This window comes from Mesotoga sp. HF07.pep.5.2.highcov (assembly GCF_003666285.1).
GTDB lineage: Bacteria > Thermotogota > Thermotogae > Petrotogales > Kosmotogaceae > Mesotoga > Mesotoga prima.
The window spans coordinates 1-20,973 of record NZ_JFHJ01000613.1 but is presented as its reverse complement, the minus strand read 5'-3'; the positions used below and the strand labels follow the sequence as shown (position 1 = coordinate 20,973).

The following is a 20,973-nucleotide window of genomic DNA, read 5'->3' as shown; positions in this document are numbered from 1 at the left end:
GAAGTGAGGCTCGCTGGCGCGAGGAAGTGATGCCCGGAAGGACATCCAGGGAAGTGATGCTGGCGCTTACGGCCAGGAGGCTGAAAAAAAGTCAGAGAATAAGATCCAGTGCAAAATCGACAAAGAATGACAACATCCTGTAATTCTAATGAACACAACGATCCGTGATTCTGAACTTGTTTCAGCATCTCGATCCTAAGAGACGCTTTACCGTTAAAATCAATAACCCGCTGATCACTGTGGAAGGCAGTTCTCCGTTTACCGATGAGATCGAGTAACACGAGAAAGAGCATTTTCGAGAGTTGGCTCACTCACTAGAAGAGTGAGATTCTGAGCAGTATCATCTCAGAGTGACGCGATACAAGAGAAGGCTATCACCGCATGCCACTAGTACAAACTCCTTACTTCAGCACCCGTAAGGCTGCCTCAATGAGCCTGCCCCAAAATGGTCCTGTTTGGGGCTCCTGTTTGGGGACTCTGTTCAGGGTCATCCCATTATATCCCCACGCCGTCATCCCGTGATGGGTCTGCACGGGATCTGCCCTTCTGAAAACCGTTTCCGGTGATTGGAAAGAGCGATTGAAAACCGGATCGCCGCTGAATCGTTCTCCGTTCTCAGAGAAGAACGGTTGCAAGTTCCTAGATGCAAGTTGTGAGAAGAAGAAAGAAAACCTTTTTCTTAAGGGCTATTAAGTAAGCTCGTTACTGACATTCAAGAAGAGAGCATCGAGATTCTGAATCAAGTTCAGAATGACGGGATGTTGTGTTCTTAAGATTTACTGGACGCTGTCACGGAATGTGATGTTTTCGGTAAGCCTGCCTGGATGCTGAAACAAGTTCAGATGACGCGGAGCGCGGGGTATCGATTACAGGGTCTGGGGTCTCGTGAAGAGAACCGGTAATCAGTTCAGGGTTTCAATGCAACTGAGAAAGTTGTCCGGGCGGTTTGTGAAAGCCTCTCACTCTGTCATCCCGGACTTGATCCGGGATCTGCACTTCTGAAGAAGACGTGGCTGGGGATAGTGGGTTCGTAAGAGCAAGAGAAACGGTTGACCGTTGAGCGGTTCTCCGTTCTCAGAGAAGAACGGATGCAAGTTCCTAGATGCAAGTTGTGAGAAGAAGAAAGAAAACCTTTTTCTTAAGGGCTATTAAGTAAGCTCGCTACTGACATTCAAGAAGAGAGCATCGAGATTCTGAATCAAGTTCAGAATGACGGGATGTTGTGTTCTTAAGATTTACTGGACGCTGTCACGGAATGTGATGTTTTCGGTAAGCTTGCCTGGATGCTGAAACAAGTTCAGATGACGAATTATTTCGGTTCACTTGTATTCGTCTCCTCTGGTACTCACCTGACGGGATCACTGTCCCGCCTTTTCCCGTAACGTTCACTACCATGGCTCTTTACCACAGCAGCTTACGGCGGTTTGAAGCCTCCACCTGCATGGCGGCTTCGAGGGGCCCTCCCTCATCTTCAATTAAGCATGGCTTGAAGTTTCCTTCTTCGCCTTCTTGGCACACCCCAACCTCGAACCTCGTCGCGTTTTGGCAAGAACGAGGAACAAATCCTCTCTCTTGAATAACAGTTCTCCTCGACGAATCTGTTTTGTCCCTATTCCTACCGCCTACTTACTACCCGCGATCATGATCTCCCCTTTATTTGGCCAAATGCTCAATCTCATGGTTGCCAAAAAACACATCTCCTCTTGACAGACGAGCTTTCTCAACACAGAAATTGTATTGAAGAAGAATAGGTGTAATAATTGAGTTGTGAAAGGAGATGACCTTGAATGGAACTGGAAAGAATTCTCGTAGTTGATCCAATAGATGGTGAATACACAGCAGATGTAAGGATTTCTGGAAGCAAAATCGAATCAATCAAGAAGACCGGAGGAGATTTCAGATCGATAGCTATGCCCGGCTTCGTTGATACTCATTCGCATGGCGCCCTTGGAATAAATTGCATGACAATGAACCATGAAGGGTTGGAAAAGTGGGAGGAATTTGCTCAATCTCATGGTGTGACTTACCTTCTCCCAACCACAGTATCTGCTAGCGAGGAAGGAATGAAGAGAGTTGCAGATCTTGTATCTAAATACATTTCCGACAGGTCAAGAACGGTGGTTCACGGAGTGCATTTCGAAGGTCCATATATTAACCCCAAGAAGAAAGGTGCTCAAAATCCGGAAGCAATTAGGCAGCCAACACTATCAGAGATAAATTCTGTGCTTTCAGATGTAGTTATGATAATTACGATGGCCCCCGAGGTTGGAGGATTTTTGGAGGTCCTTCCCGAGATAATAAAGCGAGAAATCACTGTCTCGATCGGACATACAGACGCCACTTATAACCAGATCAAGGCTGCTTATAAGTTAGGTGCCAGGAGGATGACTCACTTCCCCAACGGTATGAACACCCTTCACCATAGAGAGATTGGTTGTGTTGGAGCGGGATTCCTGCTTCCTTTGAATCTCGAAATGATTGTCGACGGAGTTCATACCACGCCTGAATTCGTAGAAATGGTCTACAAAATCCGTGGAAGCGAAGCGATAATTCTTGTTACCGATTCTCTTGATGCAACGGGTTTGGATAATGGGATTTACGATCTCGGTGGTCTAAGGGTAGAAGTAAAAGACAATGTTGCAACACTTGAAGACGGGACTCTAGCCGGAAGTACTCTGACAATGGACAAAGCAATAAGAAATTTCAAGAGGTGGACTGGCTGCAATTTTCAAGAACTGGCGAAAGTATCTTCCTACAACGCTCTTAAGAATCTTGGCATCTCCAACAGGGGAAGATTCAAAGAGGGCATGATTGCCGATATTGTGTTGCTTAGCAAAGAACTGGAGGTCGAAGAAACGATTCTAGCTGGCAAATCTGTGTTCATTTCCAAGTAGCTATGAGATCGCGAAAGCCAGAGTGGGTAGCTTTTCCCAAAAGAAAGGCTCTCTGATTTTTGAAGATTTTTAAGAAGAAGATTATAGTGACTTTTCTCGTCGAACGTGCATTGTATTGAGTAGATTTAATTAAGATTCATTACGCATTTCCAAACTATTCCACTAGGATCTGGTGCTGTATTGACAGAGCCACTTCACCAGAATTTACGAGCTTGACCCTATTCATTAATCCGGACTGCCAGAGTAACTCTCCTACTGTCTGCAAGCTTTTTCTAAGATAAGTTAACAACGATCACTGTGGCAAGAATGATACATATCCTCTTATTTGGGAGAATGGACTGATTTCTTCAAGAAGACTCACGACTATTGTTTATGCAGAGAATTCTCTGTCGATAATGATATGCTGTAGGTTGAAGTCTGATAAGGAGGTGCGAAAAATGGAGCTTCATAAATCAACCATCGCTTATTCACTCAAAAGGAAGCTGGACTACCTTCTCTCACTCCCCTTACAATACAACGAAGAAGATACTGAATGGCCGCTTATTCTATTTCTTCATGGAGCGGGTGAGAGGGGAGACAATTTGGAGCTACTGAAGAAGCACGGAATTCCACGAGTGGTTAGCGAAATGAGCGATTTTCCTTTCATAACCGTCTCGCCACAATGTCCGGAAAATGATTGGTGGCTGAACAGACTTCAGGACCTCAGATTTCTCCTAGAATCGATCATTAAGCAGTACAGAGTCGATCCCTCAGCAATCTATCTCACAGGCCTTTCTATGGGAGGTTTCGGAACCTGGCATATGGCAGTTGAGTACCCAGATTTGTTTTCCGCCATAGCTCCAATTTGTGGCGGAGGATTAGGGATTTTGGGGTTCCCGGAAAGAGTGATCGACATCAAGGATTTGCCTGTTTGGGCCTTTCACGGTGAAAAAGACAATATTGTCTCTGTTGAAGAGAGCAGAATTCTTGTGAAAACTTTGAAGGAAGCCGGAGGAAACGCAATGCTAAAGATCTATCCCGATGCAGGCCATGATTCATGGACAGAGACTTACTCGGATCCGGAACTTTATGAATGGTTCATGAGCAAGCGTAAACTAGGTTGACTTCGTTCTTATGGAACTTACCTGAGATCTGTTGAGAATCATTCTGGATGGTTTGAGATTTCCAGTTCTAAAACCTCTCCTGCTCCTGACAATCTGTTTACGAGCCTCAAAATAAACTCTTAGTGAAAGAACCCAGATCACTGCTACCAATATCCAAACCGCTATCAGCATTATCAGGAGCCACCCAAACCCTTCAAGTCTTTCTCTTGCTCCAAAGAATTTCGTGATTCCATAAATCGATACGGGAGTTACTATTCCGAGTAAAACCGATGCTCTTATGAAGTTGTTTCTTATGAGTCCTATTTTGGGCCTTCTGCTTCTCCTTGCCGCAAAACCCATTAAATCACCACCTCAAGTTACTTCTTATCTGAGTAATGTAATTATACACTGATTGTTTTGCCTGCCCTTTAATAGAGAAATACTTTCGCCGAAAACTTCCAACAGAAGACATATGAGATCCATTTCTCATAAGCAACAACGAATCTCTGTTTCTTCCAGAAGAAGTTGGCAATCGCTCTTTTAATTTCTCACCTCTCCTCACTTGTAATAGAGTATTCTGTGAATTCAAATTGTGGAGGCTAAAATGGTCAAGTTAATAGATGAATTATCGAAAGAGGCTTTTATCGATTACTGCAGGAAATTCATCCAGAGCATGACGATTCTTTTTTGCCATAGAGACATTTGTCGCAGATGAAGATCATCCTTCAGTAATTCTCTTGGATAGAAATGATGAAGTTATTGGAGCTGCCTCTCTAATTCTTGAGGGAAGATATAGGAGTTTAAGAAAGGGAAGATTCATGATTCTTCATTCCAAATCATCGATGACGGACGCCTATAGATCACTACTTACGCCATTACTAAGTAAAATCTCTGGAATAGACGAGGTCTATCTCTTTGTTTCATTAGGAAAACCAGTCGAATCCATTCTAAAGGAAATCGGTTTCAAAGTTGAGGGATATTCCTTCGTCCTTAAGAGAAGGCTAATTAGCAGCTCTCTAGAAACCCCCGAGGAAATCGATTTCACCACATTTGACTTGGAGAAACACGGAGAGACTTTCTGCAAAATAATCAACTCTGCTTTCGCCAAACTAGCGGGCCATTTCGACATTGACCCGAACTGGTTAAGAAGCAATCTGTCAATTAGCACAGTTCCAGATTCAGGGATTCAACTGCTATATAAAGAAAATGAACCAGTAGGCCTCTTCTTTTCGGAAATCAATAGTGAAAGACTCCTTGAAATAGGTCCTCTGGCGTTACTGCCAGGCTTTTAAGGGCAGGATTTTAGAAAGCTCTTGTTAAGAAAAACATTGGCTCTTTCTTATGAATTGGGCCTTGGAAGTGTCCTCTCGGAGAATACATGAAACGAGATCACCCTTTCTCTTTATCTTGAAGATGGATTTGAGAAAGTCCAGGCAAAAACCTGTTACAACCTCATTGTCTAGATCACTCTAAACTCCTGATGAACTCCAACACTTCTACGGCATGACCCTTTGCTTTAACGTTTCGATATTCTTTTGCGAGAATTCTGTTTTCATTAATTACAAAAGTCGATCTTTCTGTTCCCATATATTCACGACCGTACATCTTTTTCGGTTTGATCACGTCGAACATCTCGTGAATCCTTCCATTCTCATCACTCAGAATAGAAAAGTTCAAATCAAGCTTCAACGAGAAGCTCTGATGGGATTTCAGACTATCTTTGCTAACACCAATTATGACTGTATTTAAAGCCTCGAACTCGCTCGCCAAATCTCTAAAGCCTTCTGCTTCGAGCGTACAACCGGAAGTGTTATCTTTTGGGTAAAAATAGAGCACAATCTTCTTCCCGGAAAAGTGGGACAACGATATCTCATTGCCGTTTTGATCAAGTAATGAAAAGTCCGGTACGTTCTTGCCCAGAGAAATCTCGGCCATTATTTCACCTCCACCTTTTTCGGATGTCAAGAACGCCCCATCAGGATCAAGAAAGGAGCCCCGTTTCACTCATTTTGATTATAGGGCAAATTACTCTAAGCACTTAGAATTCTCAGCCCTGTCCTCTTTGCTTGCAAAACGACAGTGCTGTGCTCATTAGAAATTAGACTCCCGGAAAATTGCAGGTACAACCTACTCCAAGCGTATCGAAGTCTTTTTCTCTACTGGTGTTGTCAGATTATCTTCTGAAGAAAGATTCATGGCATGGATTTGCACATATTCTAGCAGTGGAGAAAATTCCACCCCTTATATCTTAAGAGAATAGCGGCTTCCAGGCGGAGGCCGCCTTTTTTTCGTAGCCCTTCTTGCTGATATAATCATTTTGAGATCTCTCTTTGATTACGAAGATAAGGGGTGAAAGGAATGGAGTTTTTGGCAGCTCAACTTCCTGAGAAGATCGGCTTGCTTGAGAGCAATGGAGACTATAAAGGGGCTATAAAAGAAATCGATAATGAGCTTGAAAGCTATCTTCCTTCTATTATGACAAGAAGACTGTTATGGGAAAAGGAAAGAATTCTCAGACTGAAGGACAATTATCCATACACTAATTCACAGGCATTTGAGATTCTATCTAATTCTATAGACAACTTCACCAGAGAGGAATTTGAAGGTTTATGTGAAGCGAAGCAACTAGACTCAATGACTCTCGACGGTGAGGCAAGATTCGAAAAAAGATTCGATAAGAATCTTCTATTCGTTATGCCGGAATATGGTAGTCGACTGAAGCAAAAAGATAACGAACGAGACGAAATAAGGGTGCTCCTCCACAGAGAAATAGACAGGCTTATCAGCACTAGAGAACCCTCAAAATTCAAAGTGAATGCTAGATCGTCAATCAATGTTCAAAGCTCTGAGGAAAATGTTTTCCGCTGTTGGTTGCCAGTATCCAGAAATGGAGAACAAGTTTCCTCAACGAAGATCCTCAACACAAGTCACGATTATTTCCTGTCTCCGGCAGATTACTCCCAACGCACCGTATACATGGAGTCAGATGCAAAAAAAGATACCGTTTTCAGTGTCGAATTTGAGTACGAAATCTCCGAAATATCGACTTCCCTCGATCCTTCCAGATGCACACATCCCGATGAAAAGAGATTTGAAAGCTATTTGATTGAACGAGCGCCCCATATCGTATTTTCACCATTTATGAGATCTCTAGCCGATGAAATCTCTGGCAAAGAGACCAATCCCTACTACATCGCTAAGAGTTTCTATGACTGGATATGCGAGCATGTCAAATATACATTCATGAGTGAATATGCCCTTTATCCAAATCTTTCGGAATTTGCCGCTACCAATCTCAGGGGGGATTGTGGTGTAAAAGCTCTGCTGTTTATCACACTTTGCAGAATAAAGGGAATACCCGCTAGATGGCAATCAGGATGGTTCGCATCTCCAAAAGGTGCGAGCCCTCACGACTGGGCTTTGTTCTGGTTCGAACCTTTTGGGTGGGTTCCAGCCGACTGTTCCTTCGGAGGATCAAGAAAGGATATCCCTGCTTATAGAGAGTTCTACTTCGGGAATCTAGATGCGTACAGAATGATCTCGAATTCAGAATTTATGGCACCCCTGTTGCCGGCTAAGAGATTTTTCAGATCTGATCCATATGACAATCAGGTGGGAGAAATCGAGACAGAAAAGAGAGCCTTGAGATCGTACGAGAGGGAGTGCTCTATTGAAATACTCTCTTTTGAAAGGTTAACGTAACAAAAGCTGAAAACGGAGATCACTCTGAAAGATCTTTTTTTCTCTCGCTGTTATCAGTTTATGAAATCGCCAAAACAATCTTTTCGTCAGCCCTTGAAAGGATAAAAATGCTGCGATTATTCGATAGCTATCGGAAACCGATCATTTTGAACTGGCGCAAATCTGTTTTTCTGTCCATATAGTTTCAGCATGAGAGAAAATGTCTTGAATACTGATAGACTTATTTAAATAGATTACTACAAAGGAGGCATTCCATGAAGAAAAAATTCGTCCTGCTTTCTTTGTTGGTTATTTTTGCAGTTTCAGCATTCGCCCATGTACCGGCCTTCCTAACATCCGATGACTTTGCTAAAGGTGCATTCCTTGTAAGGGACATAGATCTGTCACAGATCTTTTATTATGTCTTCTCCGCAGCAGAGGAAATCACATTCGTATTCGAAGGTTTTGTCGGTCAGCACTTCCACATGCTTTTTGGAGTACCAAAGGAAATTGAAGGCATGGATTCCACAATGGACTTTCGTCCAGAACTCACAGTATATGATCCTGATGGAGAAATCGTCGAAGATTTCGTTCTTGAAAGTATAGAACCCGAAATAATGTATGAGTTCTTCGGTGATACCTATTCATACCTATACGTAAGACATGACTCGACACTAGCTAAGAAAGGGATCTATTCTATCAAAGTGAAGGCTGAAGATCCAGGAAGAGCATGGATAACGTTTGGAAAGAAGGAAAAATTTACCGCTTCCCAGATAATTGCGGTACCACGATGGATAAGAGAGATCAGATCATTTCACTATTTAAAGGGACTGGCCAAATGGGAATTGTACGGGCTGGGTATCATAGGAGCAATATCTGCCGCTCTGGTGTTGTTAGTTTTCCTCTGAAAAAAGAAGCTTAAGATTAGTAATCGTGTAAGGTAAAAAGAAAAACGCCCATTTCGTTCGGACGTCTTAATGAATATTATACCACGAGATTTTGTTAAAGTCAACTACTCTGCAAATTGCAACAGTGTAAATTACTATTCAAAGATCAAATGTAAGATCAGGGTTGAAAGAGATCGATTGGCTCGAATTCAACGCTGCTCACCGAGTCGAATTGAAGAGCTGTCTTTTCTATCTGAGCTTTAAGGAGATTTACCCTGCAAGACCCGCCTGAAGTAAACCCGGTAGGATCTGAAAACTTCAAGAACAAAACTCCGTTCTCAAGTCTGGCTCCAAGAAATTGCAGTTCTCTGCCGGGGAATTCTGTCTTGAAACCCAGGTCTTCTTCGGCCTTAGTAAGCTCTCCCCTTAACAACAAACGCAGCGCATCGTTAATTGGTGACTGAGAATATGGAATCGTTCTCTGGACAGGTATTACAGCTCCTGTATCACAGATGACTTCGTCATTCATCAGTCTATCGAGAAGCTCGTTATAATAATAGAGATTTATACTCATTGTTCGCTGAACACCGGTTACCGCACTAATCTCCATCTCAAGAGCGGCCTGATGCTTTTCAAGGTTTGCTACCCTGCCCTCAAGGCTTTTCACCCTGAAAAGATGGAAAATAAGAATCACTAAAAGCAGAACTGAAATCACAAGAAAGGCAACAAGGACAACTCTGGTGATGGGGAAAGACTGTTGCTTCTTAACTCTCAAATACCTCACCTCTCAATCAGTATCGAATCAATTATACATTCTTCGCCCGAAACTCCGCTAAAATACTATTATTAGGAGGTTATGCATGAAGATAGGGTATCCTTGCATAAACACAACTCGCAGCTGCACCTCTGCGAAAACTTTCAGACTGGCATCATACAGTGAAGAGAGACTGATTAAGACTGTCTCTGCCAATCTTGATTGCCTTGAAGAGATACTAGAATACAACAGAAAAAAGGACATTCTCTTCTTTAGGATTTCATCGGACCTAATTCCATTTGCTTCTCACCCAGTCTGCAAAGCAAAGTGGGAAAATATTTTTCGAAGTAGATTCGAGAGCATAGGCGATAGGATAAAAAATTACAATATGAGAGTATCGATGCATCCCGATCAATTCGTCTTGGTCAATTCTCCCAGGTCTGATGTTGTAAGCAATAGTACCGCCGAACTACTTTATCACGCAAAAATTCTCGATCTCATGAAGCTAGACGGCAGTGCAAAAATCCAGATTCACGTTGGCGGAGTTTACGGAGATAAGAAGGAAGCCTCCAGGAGATTCATAGACAGGTACAACGCATTTCCTGAAGCTATAAAGGAGCGACTCGTGATCGAAAACGACGAAAGATTATACTCGCTCTCGGACTGTATGGCGATTAATTATAAGACAGGTATTCCGATTCTCCTTGATGTATTTCATCATTCAATTCTTTCAGATGGAATTTCATTTGCTGATTCCCTTAGTTTATCCGGATCAACGTGGTCAGATGAAGATGGAATTCCAGTTGTTGATTACAGCACTCAACAAGAAGGCGCGAGAAAGGGAAGACATACAGATAGCATCGATCTACACAATTTCACTTCTTTTCTAGAGGAAAGTCGCCCCTACAATTTCGACATCATGCTTGAGATAAAAGACAAGGAAAAGTCGGCAGAAGCAGCTATCCGTGTTACGCGCAAAGACGAAAGGTTCCAGGTTAACTGAATCCAGTGTAAAAGAAAGATGGAGGCGAATTTTTACTTCGAGTCTATTGTGCTAGAATCTCCATGAGGTGAAGAGTTTGACAAAACTCAGTGATCTTTCCGGCTTCAAGAGAAATCTTTTGCTTCTAGTAGTTGATTCATTGATAGTATATTTTGCATACATACTAGGTATGTACTTCAGATACGGTATTTTCACTCTGGATGAACCGGAGTTTTTCGTTAATGGAATTTATTTCAGCGCTTTCATTGTCGTTTCTCTTATACTAAACGGTGTATATAGAATCGCCTGGAGCTACAGTTACTTCAGAGATTATTTCATAATACTCCGAGCTGTTATCGTTGGCTATGCAATCGGATTTCTTGCAGGTCGATTTCTCAACCTCTTTGAAATAAGATTTCTCACGGTGCCTTTCACAGTCTCGACGATGGCAGCAATTATCTCCGTTTTTCTCTTAATATGGTCGAGGTTTTTTTGGCTCAGTATCTTGAGTAGAAATCATCCGATTGTCTCTTCCGAAGAAAGGGTCTTCATAGTAGGGGCAGGAGATGCCGGTACCTCAATTGCGGAGGAACTGTCGCGCCATCCTGAAAATGGATTGGTAGTGGGTTTTATAGATGACTCTCCGAAAAAGCTTCGAAAACGAATTCGTGGAATTCCCGTTTTGGGGAATACTGATGAGATTATGCCGCTCGTAGAGAAAATGGGAGTCCGAAAGGTAATCATTGCAATCCCCTCTGCCGATGCAAGCACATTGAGAAGAATCTTTTCGAAGATCGATGTAAGTAAGGTCAAGGCTCAGACTCTTCCAAGCATTACGGAGATAATGGACGGAAAGGCGAAACTTGGATATCTGAGAGAGATAAACATCGAAGACCTGCTTGGAAGAGAAAGCGTTCAGATAGATCTGAACTCACTCAAGGATTATGTTGTTGGAAGAACTGTGCTCATAACCGGTGCTGGAGGAAGCATTGGGAGTGAGTTGTGCCGTCAGATAGCCCCTCTTGGACCCGGCAGGCTCTTGCTCGCCGGAAAGGGGGAAAACAGCATCTATGAAATCAGCCAGGAGATTGGCTCTCTGTTTCCTGATCTCAAGGTCAGTCAACTAATTGGCGACGTGGCCGATCGGTCGAGAATGAGATACATTTTCAATAAGATGAGGCCACAGGTCGTCTTCCATGCCGCTGCCCACAAGCACGTTCCCATAATGGAAGAGAACCCAACAGAAGCATTTAGAGTCAACTCACTTGGCACTTACAATATTGCGAGTCTGGCCGATGAATTTGGAGTCGAAACAATGGTCGTTATTTCGACAGACAAGGCAGTAAGGCCAAGTTCTGTCATGGGTGTTTCAAAGAGAATCGCAGAGGAATTCGTGAGATCCATTTCATCGAGAAGCAATACGAAATTCGGAATTGTCAGGTTTGGGAACGTTCTTGGAAGCCGTGGAAGTGTGATGCCTCTTTTCAAGAAACAGATCCAGTCCGGTGGGCCCGTTACCGTTACAGATCCTAGAATGACAAGATACTTCATGACAATTCCGGAAGCGGTGACGTTAGTTCTTCAAGCGGGGGCATTTTCCGGAGATGGAGACGTCTTTGTGCTTGACATGGGGGAGCCTGTCAAAATCTCATCCCTCGCAAACGAGATGATTACCCTTGCCGGATATATTCCCCATCAGGAAATTGAAATAAAGTACACAGGTGTCAGACCGGGCGAGAAGCTCTTCGAAGAATTAGTCCTCACAAATGAAGAATTAATTCAGACTAAACATCCAAAGATCTTCCGTCTCAAGATGAATGAAGCGATGGATGAAGAGGCTCTGCTTAAGACAGTTTCCAGACTGAGGACCGCAGTTGAAGAGAGCGACTTTGAGGAATTGAACAGAATAACTTCTGAAATAGTCGATGATTCAACTGCCAGAATAGATGATGGATGTGATTCAAAGTGAACTGGTATGTCGATTTCGTTAGAGATTTCCCTTTCTTATCAGCAATCATTCAGTTCTCTATTCTTGGAACTCTTGGCGATTTTGTCAGTGCGAAGATTGCCCGCTTCAAGACGCCGTTTCCGCCAAGGATTGCTTTCATGAAGGCCCTGGAATGGGCTTTCCTAGCTATCTTCATAAAGATCGCATTCATTGGTTACCAGGGCTTCGTTTCTGCTCTTGTAATCAATGGAGTTCTACCGAGCTTTTTCGTCGAGAACCTCTTGCTCAATGCCTTTGCACGCTCACTTTCGATGAATCTTCAATTTGGTGTATTTCTTGTACTTTTTCATAGGCTGCTCGACAATTTAGTACTTCAAACAGTCAACTGGAAGAACCTGGACAAAGCGCTTATTTCTTTGATTTGGTTCTGGATTCCAGCTCACACGCTTACGTTCGCTTTGCCAAAGGATTTCCAGATAGGTCTCGCTGCACTTTGGTCATTTATGTTAGGACTTCTGCTCTCTTTATTTTCAAGATCTCCTCAGGAGGTGAAATAATGTTCGTTCCCCTTTCAAGACCTGACATTACAGAAAGAGAAATTTCGGCAGTTACGGAGTTGATGACGGGAGGCATTTTATCTATTGGCCCCAAGGTTACAGAGTTTGAAAGAATCTTCGCGGAATATATCGGTGTTGAACATGCCGTCGCAGTAAACAGCGGAACCAGCGCCCTTCACCTGGTGATTCGTTCTCTGGACCTGAAGAGGGGTCAAACAGTTATCACAAGCCCTTTCACTTTTGTATCCTCCGCAAATGTTGCTTTATACGAAGGAGCCATCCCGATATTCGCAGATATTGAAGAGTCGACATTTAACGTATCTCCGGAAACTCTGGAAGAGGCCCTGGCCAACTACTCAAGAGATGGTCTGGATACAGGTGCTATCAAACTAGACTCATTTGTTCCGGACATATTTATGGCAGTAGACATCTTTGGCCATCCACTTGAGTGGGACAGAATCGAGGGGATCTGCAACAAACACGGGATAAAAATCGTTGAAGACTCGTGTGAGGCGCTGGGGAGCTCTTTCATGGGACGAAAGACAGGGAGTTTCGGTCTTGCCGGCACATTTGCGTTTTATCCAAACAAACAGATTACAACTGGAGAAGGCGGAATGATTGTTACCGATGACAGCAATATTGCGGAACTTTCTAAGAGCATGAGAAATCAAGGAAGAGGAGTCTCCGAAAACTGGCTTGAACATGTAAGACTTGGCTATAATTACAGGATGGATGAAATGTCAGCCGCACTTGGCGTGGAACAAATGAAAAGAATTGATGAGATTCTTGAAAAACGCCAGAGAGTTGCTGACCGTTATGAAAGGCTTTTGTCAAACATCAGTGGAATAGAAACTCCTTTCATTGCAAATTACGCTACGAGCATAGGCTGGTTTGTGTATGTTATAAAGTTAGACGAGAAGATAGATAGAGAAAGCTTCATGAGATATCTCACAGAGAATGGAGTCCAGTGCCGGGATTACTTCAGACCTATACATCTTCAGCCATTTTATATGCAAGACTTCGGATACAGAGAGGGTATGTTTCCGGTAACTGAAAGGTTAGCCAAGAGAACGGTCGCAATTCCTTTCTTCAACAATCTTAGTGAAGAAGAGATGCAGTTTGTCTCTTACACTATTGAAAAAGCCGTGGAGTTCGCTGGATGATGTCGTACCTCTATGCCATGATTCTTTCCGCACTACTGTGTTTCATTTTTGGAAAGATCGGTATGAGGCTTGGGCTCGTGGATAAGCCTTCTGGTGTTCTAAAACCTCATGAAAGGCCAATTACTTTCATGGGAGGAACGGGGATATTTCTTGCCATGATTCCTTGGTTTTTTCGGAATCCAGAGTTCTTTCCGCCAATACTGATAATGTGGGCTCTGGGCTTTGTTGACGACATAAGAGGTGTTTCCCCGAAAATCAGATTAATATTGGAGATTCTTGTGGGATTTGCAGTGTCTTTCATCATCTTTGGGTTTTCTACATTAGATTCGATCGTTCTCTCGGTGGTTTTTGCAGGCATGGTTAATGCTTACAACATGGTAGATGGTCTTGATGGAATTTCTTCGGCAAATGTTATCGTATTTGCAGTGTTTGCATATTTCACGGGATTCGTTCCTGAGATAGCCCTCGCAATTGCGGGCGTTTACTCCGGATATCTAATTTTTAACTTTCCACCTGCAAGACTTTTCATGGGAGATCAGGGATCGTATATCGCAGGTTCCTTTGTCGGAATATTGCTCATTCAATCTTGGGGGACTCAGAATTTCATCAGAATTGCGGCGATTTGCTGGCCGGTTTTTCTCGATCTCTTCGTTGGATTCTTAAGAAGATCTCTCGCAAAAAAATCGCCTTTTACAGGTGATCGTGACCACTATTACGATAAGATATTCAGACTTACCAAAAACAGGAAGAGAGTCACGCTCCTTATTTCAACAGGCATTGCGCTCTCTTACGCATTTGTGGGGGTCTTTATTCCTGTAATATTCATCCCCCCTGTTCTTTTGGCGGCTTCACTAGTTCAGATTTTTTCCCTGGGATCACTTCATTCTACTACTTGAACCATCTTATCTTGAATAGTACAAAACCAACCAGGAAGGCAGCAAGTCCCGACAAACCCATAGACCAGTAGAAAATCGTACTGCTCTCCATAAAGGGGAGTTTAACATTCATTCCATAGATCGACGCTACCAGCGTCGGAATCTGAAGAGAGAGCGTCACTATCGTTAATATCTTCATTACTACGTTGAGATTATTGGAGATCACAGAAGCAAAGGCATCCATCATTCCCGTCAGAATGTCGCTGTAAATGTTTGCCATCTCGATTGCCTGTCTATTCTCGATAGAGATGTCTTCAAATAGCTCTTCATCTTCCTCATAGAGCGTCAGTATGTTTGCTCTCTTGAGCTTCTCAAACATTAACTCGTTTGATCTAAGAGATGTCGTGAAGAAAACTAAAGATTTTTCGAGATTCAACATCGCCACAAGCTCTTGATTCCTGGTAGATCTGTGTAGTTCGGACTCGATCTCATTTGACAGTCTCCTGATTTCCTTGAGATACCTCAGGTAATAAACAGTTGCTCTGTCAAAAATTCTAAGAAGAAAGCGGTTTCGTTTCTTTGTGGAAATATCCTTAACCCGTCCTTCGACTATGTCCGATACAATTGCGTTTTCCGAACTGCTTATCGTGACAAAATAACCGGATTTCATTGCAATTCCGAGAGTCGTCGTCTTGTATGGAACGGTTTCGTCTGCAGTATCTAAATATGGCAGTTTGGTAATCACGTAGATTAAATCCTCATCTTGCTCGAATCTTGCCCTTTCTTCCTGATCTAAAGCATCGTACACAAAATCCTCGTCGATTTCTAAACTCTTAAGAAAAGCGATGTCTCCACTATCTGGCGATACAACATTGATCCAGCAACCTTCTACTGGTGAATCTAATGTATTCATTCTTCCATTCTCGGAAATCAAAATCTCGCGCACATCGGTCCCCCCTTTTTAAGTACTTCATCTTTCTTTTGTCACTTAGAAGGAGGTCTCAACGGGCGAATCAAATCAAAGTGGCGGTTCACTCTCACTACTGTATAATTCCATATCACTCACCTCCGCTCTGAGATTATATCATAACGCAGTTGAACACCGTTATTTTCACCGCTAAAAGCTATTCCAACACTTCTCTTGTATCTTGTCATCCATCAATGGACGAGATTTCAAAAACCCCCTCAATAAGAATCAAGATTCTTTTTCCGTTATAATCATTATGTGTCCATTTATTCGCAGATCCCACGACACCATAAAGGAGGTGAGCGCGTTGAAAAAATATATGCTTCTTCTGTTTCTTCTGATAATTGGTCAGGTTTTTTCAGTCTATTTGAACGATATTTCGCGCGATGGAGTTACCGTAAGCTGGTTCACTGAGGAACCCTCAACTTCTTATTTAATAGTCTACGATGGCTCCAATGAATCTATTCATTCAGATGAGAAAGTGACTCTTCACAGATTCCGGGTATCTGGACTCCTTCCTGGAATGAGCTATGCTTACACTGTTAAGAGTGAAAAGGATGGAGAAGTCATTTACAAAGGCAACGGGATACTGACAACCGCACCTAACAGAAACACACCATTCAGTTTTGCAGCTTACGGAGATAGTAGAAACAACTATGTCGTTCATTCTGAGATAGTCAATGGAATAGCTAGTGAAAACGTACCTCTAGTAATCCACACGGGTGATATCGTCTCGACCGACGATGCTATTGAAGAATGGATAAACTTTTTCGAAGTCACCGAAATATTATCTGACAGTGTACTCTACAGTGTTATTGGAAACCACGAGTCTGAAGCCATAAACTATTTGAAATTCTTTGCTTTCCCAGGAAATGAAAGATATTATAGCCTATGGTACGGCGATATCTTCTTCATATTTTTGAACACAAATGAAGCCTTCGATAAGTATTCACAGCAATACGTTTGGCTTCTAACACAGCTGGAGGAGGCGGAAGAAGAAGATCCTGCACATATAGTAGTTTGCTTACACCACCCTCCGTACAGTTACGGCTCTCATGGAGACCATCTGTATCTAAAGGAATACCTGGTTCCTGTCTTCGAAAACTACAACGTCGATCTTGTTCTTAGCGGCCATGATCATGGCTATCAGAGAATTGAGAGAAACGGCGTAACCTATGTTATTACGGCTGGCGGCGGTGCTCCGCTTTACGATATCACCCGGGGCGAGAGTCTAGTCGCTTCCGCCAAAGCCTTCCACTATATGTTGTTCAACTATACTCTAGAAGGTCTGTACGGCTATTCAAAAACCCCGGAGGGCCTTATTCTGGACAGTTTCTATATTCCAAAACATAATTAACTGATCTTTATAGCAGTTCATCGAATTTAAAATACTTGATCTTCGGGAAATATTCATTTTCATCCTATAGAATCCTCTCTCAATAAGGATCTTATGTGCTCATCATTCACTGAATACTTCAGCATTTTCATGCCGGCCTTCACCAGTCGTCTGTAATCTTCTTCTGATCAGAATGTCAAGAAGCTGAACTTTTAGCAAACTCAAATAATCCCCCAATAACACCCTACATGTATAAACTAATCGTGGAAATAAATTCAGGAGGTGTGTGTATGAAGAATTTTGGTGTACTTATCGTAATCCTGTTACTGGCTGGCACTATGTTAGGTTCTACACTTGTCATTAAAGGCTCCAACACTGTCTATCCAGTTGCGCAGCTCTGGGCAGAAGGTTTCAAGGCAATGAACCCTGATGTTGAGATATCTATCGAAGGCGCCGGGTCTTCGACGGGTATCAAGGCCTTATTCAACGGACAGACCGACATTGCAAATTCCAGTAGATGGATCAAGGCCTCGGAAATTGAACAGATGAACAGTGATGGAAAGTACTTCATACCATATGTTGTCGCCTATGACGGGATAGCGATTATCGTAAACAAGTCCCTCGGGATTAGCAACATAACCATTCAACAGCTTTTTGATATCTACTCGGGAAAGATAACTTCGTGGAATCAGATTGACTCTTCTCTGCCAAAGGCTAGAATTGTTCCTCTGTCAAGAGACAATGCATCTGGAACATTCGAGTACTTCGTCGAACACGTAATGAAGGGTGAGAAATTCGCTCCTCAGGTTCAACAGCTGGCATCAACAAGAGCCGAAGTTGAGCAGGTTATGCAGAATCAGTATGCTATCGGCTACATTGGAATGGGATACATCACGGAAGAGGTAAAGGCCCTGACAGTTGAAGGCGTTGAACCAACTGTAGCAAACGTGAATGCAGGATCATACCCGATATCGAGACCATTGTTCATGTTCGTCGATGCAACCAATGGACTCCCTACAGGAGTTATTGGTGAATTCCTGAGATATGCACTATCACCGGAAGGGCAGGCAGCTGTTCTAAGTGTGGGTTATGTAAACGCTTACGGAACGAAATAGATTGGATGAGGCGAGTTGAGAAGAAGGAGACTTGAACTTTCGTCGAGAGTACTGGTAACGACTGCAGCTTTGATTACATCAGCAATTCTTTTCGGAATATTCTTCTTTCTCATATCAGATGGGGTAAGAGTTTTCGGAAAGATATCATTCGAGGAGTTCTTTTTCAGCGCTCGCTGGTACCCAACTTACGAGGATGCCGAATATGGCATCCTCGCTCTGTTATCGGGCACTCTGGCTGTAACAGGGTTGACCTTAGCAATATCTATCCCGTTGGGATTTGTTTCGGCCATATTTCTTGCCGAGTTCAGCCACAGGAAGGCGCACGACTTTCTAAAACTCATATTTGAACTCATGGCAGGAATTCCATCTGTGGTACTTGGAAGTTTCGGGCTCAAGTATGTCTCAAGGTGGTTAATGGAGCTCTTCCCGATGAAAGTGTGGACGGGACTGAATATTTTCAACGCTTCTCTCATGCTCTCTATACTTGCTATGCCATATTTCGTAACTCTTATCGAAGATGCATTGAAAGCTGTTCCTGTAGATCAAAAAGAGGCCTCATTAGCACTGGGAGCCAACACAACTTCAACAGTATTCCGCATTATTGTTCCACAAGCTAGAAGCGGGATCCTAAATGCGATCATACTTGGAGCAAATAGAATAATAGGAGAAACAATGGTTGTTCTGATGGTCGCAGGCGGCGCTTCCATGATTCCCCAGTCGATCTTTGATCCAGTTAGACCTCTAACCGCAGCAATCGCCGGCGAAATGGGAGAAGTTGAACTTGGAAGCACTCATTATTACGCTCTCTTCATGATTGGGGTTGTTCTTTTAGGGATTTCCCTGATCTTCACAGTTATAGCAATGCGTCTTAAGAGGGGAATGAGAAGATGCTGATCGACCGAATAACCAAATTGATTTTCGGAATTATATCGTACACACTGGTTGCAGTTATACTAGCTATAATTGGTTTCCTTGTTGTAAATGGACTTGATGACATTAGCCTGGAATTTCTGGTCTCCTTCCCGAAAAATTCGATGACGGAAGGAGGAATTTGGCCTTCAATACTGGGAACGTTTTATTTTCTATCGATAGCACTGCTCTTTTCGGTGCCGGTTGGTATTTTATCAGCCGTCTATTTGAGTGAGTACAGCAAAGAGAATCGTTTTCAGCGTCTAGTTTTAACTGCTAACAACATTCTTGCAGGAATTCCTTCGGTTGTTTTTGGAATGTTTGGCCTGTCGCTTTTTTCGATCACTTTTGGATTCGGAACCTCAATCATCTCGGGGGGTCTTACTTTAGGAATAATGTCACTTCCTTACATCATTTCAAATACCCATGAAAGCCTGGCTGCAGTTCCGAAATCTTACAGAGAAGCATCGATGGCACTTGGTGCGAATAAGGCTGAGACAACTTTCAGAATCGTTGTTCCAGCCTCCTTCTCGAGGATACTAACAGGAGTTATGATAGCTGTAGGAAGAATAATTGGGGAGACGGCTCCTTTGCTGTTTACAGGGGCCGCATTTTATATTACTAGAAACCCTTCAGGTCTCTTTGAGCCGGCTATGTCATTGCCGACACACATTTTCGTGCTTTCGGCAATCTATCCCGAGAATGTGACTCCAAAGCTTGAGGGAAGTATTTCCGTTCTGCTGATAATCGTCATAACTTTGTTCGTCAGCGTCGCAATCAGAAGGAGAATAGAATCGAAGAAACTGGAGGAGTGAAATGGACGAACCAATTTTCAAAATAGAAAAGCTCAACGTGTATTATGGTGATAAACATGCACTTAAGGACGTGACCTGTGAAATCCCAAAAAAGAAGGTAACAGCGGTTGTGGGCCCTTCCGGTTGCGGAAAATCTACCTTTCTTAGAGTTCTAAACCGCATGAATGATCTGATACCTTCCTACAGACATACGGGATCGGTAAAACTTCTCGGCAACGAGATTCTCGATATGGACCCGGTCATTCTAAGAAAACACGTGGGAATGGTCTTTCAGAAGCCAAACCCATTTCCAAAAACGATCCAGGAAAACGTCACTTATGGGCCGAGAATTCACGGAATCAAGGACCGCAAGACACTTAGGGAGATAACCGAAAAGTCACTAAAGCAGGCAGCCCTATGGGATGAGGTCAAAGATGAGCTGAAGAAAAACGCAACAAATCTATCGGGAGGTCAACAGCAAAGACTTTGCATAGCGAGGGCTCTGTCCGTTGAACCGGATGTTCTGCTTCTCGATGAGCCTACAAGTGCTCTTGATCCAATTGCTACACAGAGAATAGAAACTCTTATAGAAGAGCTCTCGGAAAAGTATACTATTATTATAGTAACCCATAACCTTCAGCAGGCACTGAGGATCTCGGATTATGTGATGTTCTTCTACGTGGGTGATCTCGTTGAGTTTGACACTACCGAGAAGATAACCTCTAACCCTAGAGATCAAAGAACAAGCGAGTACCTGAGAGGAATCTTCAGTTAACGGGAGTTGGTTGAGATGACACCAGAAAGGCAGAGGCATCTGGAAGCAGGCTTTAACAGATTGAAATCTATGTTGTCAGATATGATGGAGAACGTGAGATCGAGTCTTTTGAAAGCGATAGACTCTCTTGATCGATTAGATGGCGACCTCGCAAGAGTAGTCATTGAAAATGATGAAGTGATTGATAAGCTTCAGAGAGAAATGGATACAGAAATATGCAACTATATCGGACGATTTCAACCCCTTGCCGAGGA

20 protein-coding genes are annotated in these 20,973 nt (G+C 43.0%); 16 read left to right on the top strand and 4 right to left on the bottom strand.

Going from position 1 to position 20,973, the window contains the following annotated elements:
- Positions 1-1,787 precede the first annotated feature (1,787 nt).
- Positions 1,788-2,894, top strand: coding sequence for an N-acetylglucosamine-6-phosphate deacetylase (gene nagA, locus BG32_RS13195; protein WP_006488012.1), 1,107 nt, complete (start codon positions 1,788-1,790; stop codon positions 2,892-2,894).
- A gap of 437 nt (positions 2,895-3,331) precedes the next feature.
- Complete coding sequence (locus BG32_RS13190; protein ID WP_099771217.1) at positions 3,332-3,997, top strand: prolyl oligopeptidase family serine peptidase; 666 nt, start codon at positions 3,332-3,334, stop codon at positions 3,995-3,997.
- Here BG32_RS13190 and BG32_RS13185 read toward each other — a convergent pair.
- On the bottom strand, positions 3,989-4,336 hold the full coding sequence (locus tag BG32_RS13185) for a hypothetical protein (protein WP_099771216.1): 348 nt from the start codon (positions 4,334-4,336) through the stop codon (positions 3,989-3,991). The genes BG32_RS13190 and BG32_RS13185 overlap by 9 nt on opposite strands.
- A 377-nt stretch (positions 4,337-4,713) precedes the next feature.
- Here BG32_RS13185 and BG32_RS13180 point away from each other — a divergent pair, with 377 nt between their 5' ends.
- Positions 4,714-5,268 carry a hypothetical protein gene (locus tag BG32_RS13180; protein WP_099771215.1) on the top strand — a complete coding sequence of 185 codons (555 nt, stop codon included), beginning with the start codon at positions 4,714-4,716 and terminating at the stop codon, positions 5,266-5,268.
- Positions 5,269-5,440: 172 nt separating this feature from the next.
- Here BG32_RS13180 and BG32_RS13175 read toward each other — a convergent pair whose 3' ends face one another.
- Entirely contained in the window at positions 5,441-5,911 is a 471-nt protein-coding gene (locus BG32_RS13175) for a peroxiredoxin (protein ID WP_014731444.1), read from the bottom strand.
- Positions 5,912-6,334: 423 nt separating this feature from the next.
- On the opposite strand from BG32_RS13175, the gene BG32_RS13170 reads away from it, so the two are divergent.
- Together BG32_RS13170 and BG32_RS13165 are read left to right on the top strand one after the other, a co-directional pair.
- Positions 6,335-7,678, top strand: coding sequence for a transglutaminase-like domain-containing protein (locus tag BG32_RS13170; RefSeq protein WP_099771214.1), 1,344 nt, complete (start codon positions 6,335-6,337; stop codon positions 7,676-7,678).
- A gap of 254 nt (positions 7,679-7,932) precedes the next feature.
- Positions 7,933-8,565 carry a hypothetical protein gene (locus BG32_RS13165; RefSeq protein WP_099771213.1) on the top strand — a complete coding sequence of 211 codons (633 nt, stop codon included), beginning with the start codon at positions 7,933-7,935 and terminating at the stop codon, positions 8,563-8,565.
- Positions 8,566-8,722: 157 nt separating this feature from the next.
- Here the strand turns inward: BG32_RS13165 and BG32_RS13160 are convergent, their stop codons facing one another.
- Entirely contained in the window at positions 8,723-9,328 is a 606-nt protein-coding gene (locus BG32_RS13160; RefSeq protein ID WP_257211836.1) for a GerMN domain-containing protein, read from the bottom strand.
- A 76-nt stretch (positions 9,329-9,404) separates the two neighbouring features.
- Between BG32_RS13160 and uvsE the strand changes: the two genes are divergently transcribed.
- The 5 genes from uvsE (at position 9,405) to BG32_RS13135 (ending at position 14,844) form a co-directional block, all read left to right on the top strand.
- Entirely contained in the window at positions 9,405-10,301 is an 897-nt protein-coding gene (gene uvsE, locus BG32_RS13155; protein WP_099771211.1) for a UV DNA damage repair endonuclease UvsE, read from the top strand.
- A gap of 76 nt (positions 10,302-10,377) precedes the next feature.
- Positions 10,378-12,249 (top strand): nucleoside-diphosphate sugar epimerase/dehydratase, encoded by a 1,872-nt coding sequence (locus BG32_RS13150; protein WP_099771210.1) that lies wholly within the window; start codon positions 10,378-10,380, stop codon positions 12,247-12,249.
- The gene (locus BG32_RS13145; protein ID WP_099771209.1) at positions 12,246-12,785 is read left to right on the top strand and encodes a hypothetical protein; all 540 of its coding nucleotides are present in this window, start codon (positions 12,246-12,248) and stop codon (positions 12,783-12,785) included. Before BG32_RS13150 ends, BG32_RS13145 begins: the two co-directional genes overlap by 4 nt.
- The gene (locus BG32_RS13140) at positions 12,785-13,948 is read left to right on the top strand and encodes a DegT/DnrJ/EryC1/StrS aminotransferase family protein (RefSeq protein ID WP_099771208.1); all 1,164 of its coding nucleotides are present in this window, start codon (positions 12,785-12,787) and stop codon (positions 13,946-13,948) included. Before BG32_RS13145 ends, BG32_RS13140 begins: the two co-directional genes overlap by 1 nt.
- Complete coding sequence (locus BG32_RS13135; protein ID WP_099771207.1) at positions 13,945-14,844, top strand: glycosyltransferase family 4 protein; 900 nt, start codon at positions 13,945-13,947, stop codon at positions 14,842-14,844. The genes BG32_RS13140 and BG32_RS13135 overlap by 4 nt, the downstream gene beginning before the upstream one ends.
- Here BG32_RS13135 and BG32_RS13130 read toward each other — a convergent pair.
- The gene (locus BG32_RS13130; RefSeq protein ID WP_099771206.1) at positions 14,837-15,769 is read right to left on the bottom strand and encodes a magnesium transporter CorA family protein; all 933 of its coding nucleotides are present in this window, start codon (positions 15,767-15,769) and stop codon (positions 14,837-14,839) included. The two genes, BG32_RS13135 and BG32_RS13130, sit on opposite strands and share 8 nt — an antisense overlap.
- A 328-nt stretch (positions 15,770-16,097) precedes the next feature.
- Between BG32_RS13130 and BG32_RS13125 the strand changes: the two genes are divergently transcribed.
- From BG32_RS13125 to BG32_RS13100, 6 genes are all read left to right on the top strand, one after another.
- Positions 16,098-17,147, top strand: a complete 1,050-nt coding sequence (locus tag BG32_RS13125; protein ID WP_099771205.1) for a metallophosphoesterase — start codon at positions 16,098-16,100, stop codon at positions 17,145-17,147.
- A 269-nt stretch (positions 17,148-17,416) separates the two neighbouring features.
- Entirely contained in the window at positions 17,417-18,241 is an 825-nt protein-coding gene (locus BG32_RS13120) for a PstS family phosphate ABC transporter substrate-binding protein (RefSeq protein WP_014731434.1), read from the top strand.
- A 15-nt stretch (positions 18,242-18,256) separates the two neighbouring features.
- Complete coding sequence (gene pstC, locus BG32_RS13115) at positions 18,257-19,135, top strand: phosphate ABC transporter permease subunit PstC (RefSeq protein WP_099771204.1); 879 nt, start codon at positions 18,257-18,259, stop codon at positions 19,133-19,135.
- Entirely contained in the window at positions 19,129-19,965 is an 837-nt protein-coding gene (pstA, locus tag BG32_RS13110) for a phosphate ABC transporter permease PstA (protein ID WP_099771203.1), read from the top strand. The genes pstC and pstA overlap by 7 nt, the downstream gene beginning before the upstream one ends.
- A gap of 1 nt (position 19,966) precedes the next feature.
- Positions 19,967-20,719: a phosphate ABC transporter ATP-binding protein PstB gene (gene pstB, locus BG32_RS13105; protein WP_099771202.1), complete on the top strand. Its 753-nt coding sequence runs from the start codon at positions 19,967-19,969 to the stop codon at positions 20,717-20,719.
- 15 nt (positions 20,720-20,734) lie between these two features.
- Positions 20,735-20,973, top strand: a 239-nt coding sequence (locus BG32_RS13100) for a PhoU domain-containing protein (RefSeq protein ID WP_147435040.1), incomplete at its 3' end; no start/stop codon positions are given.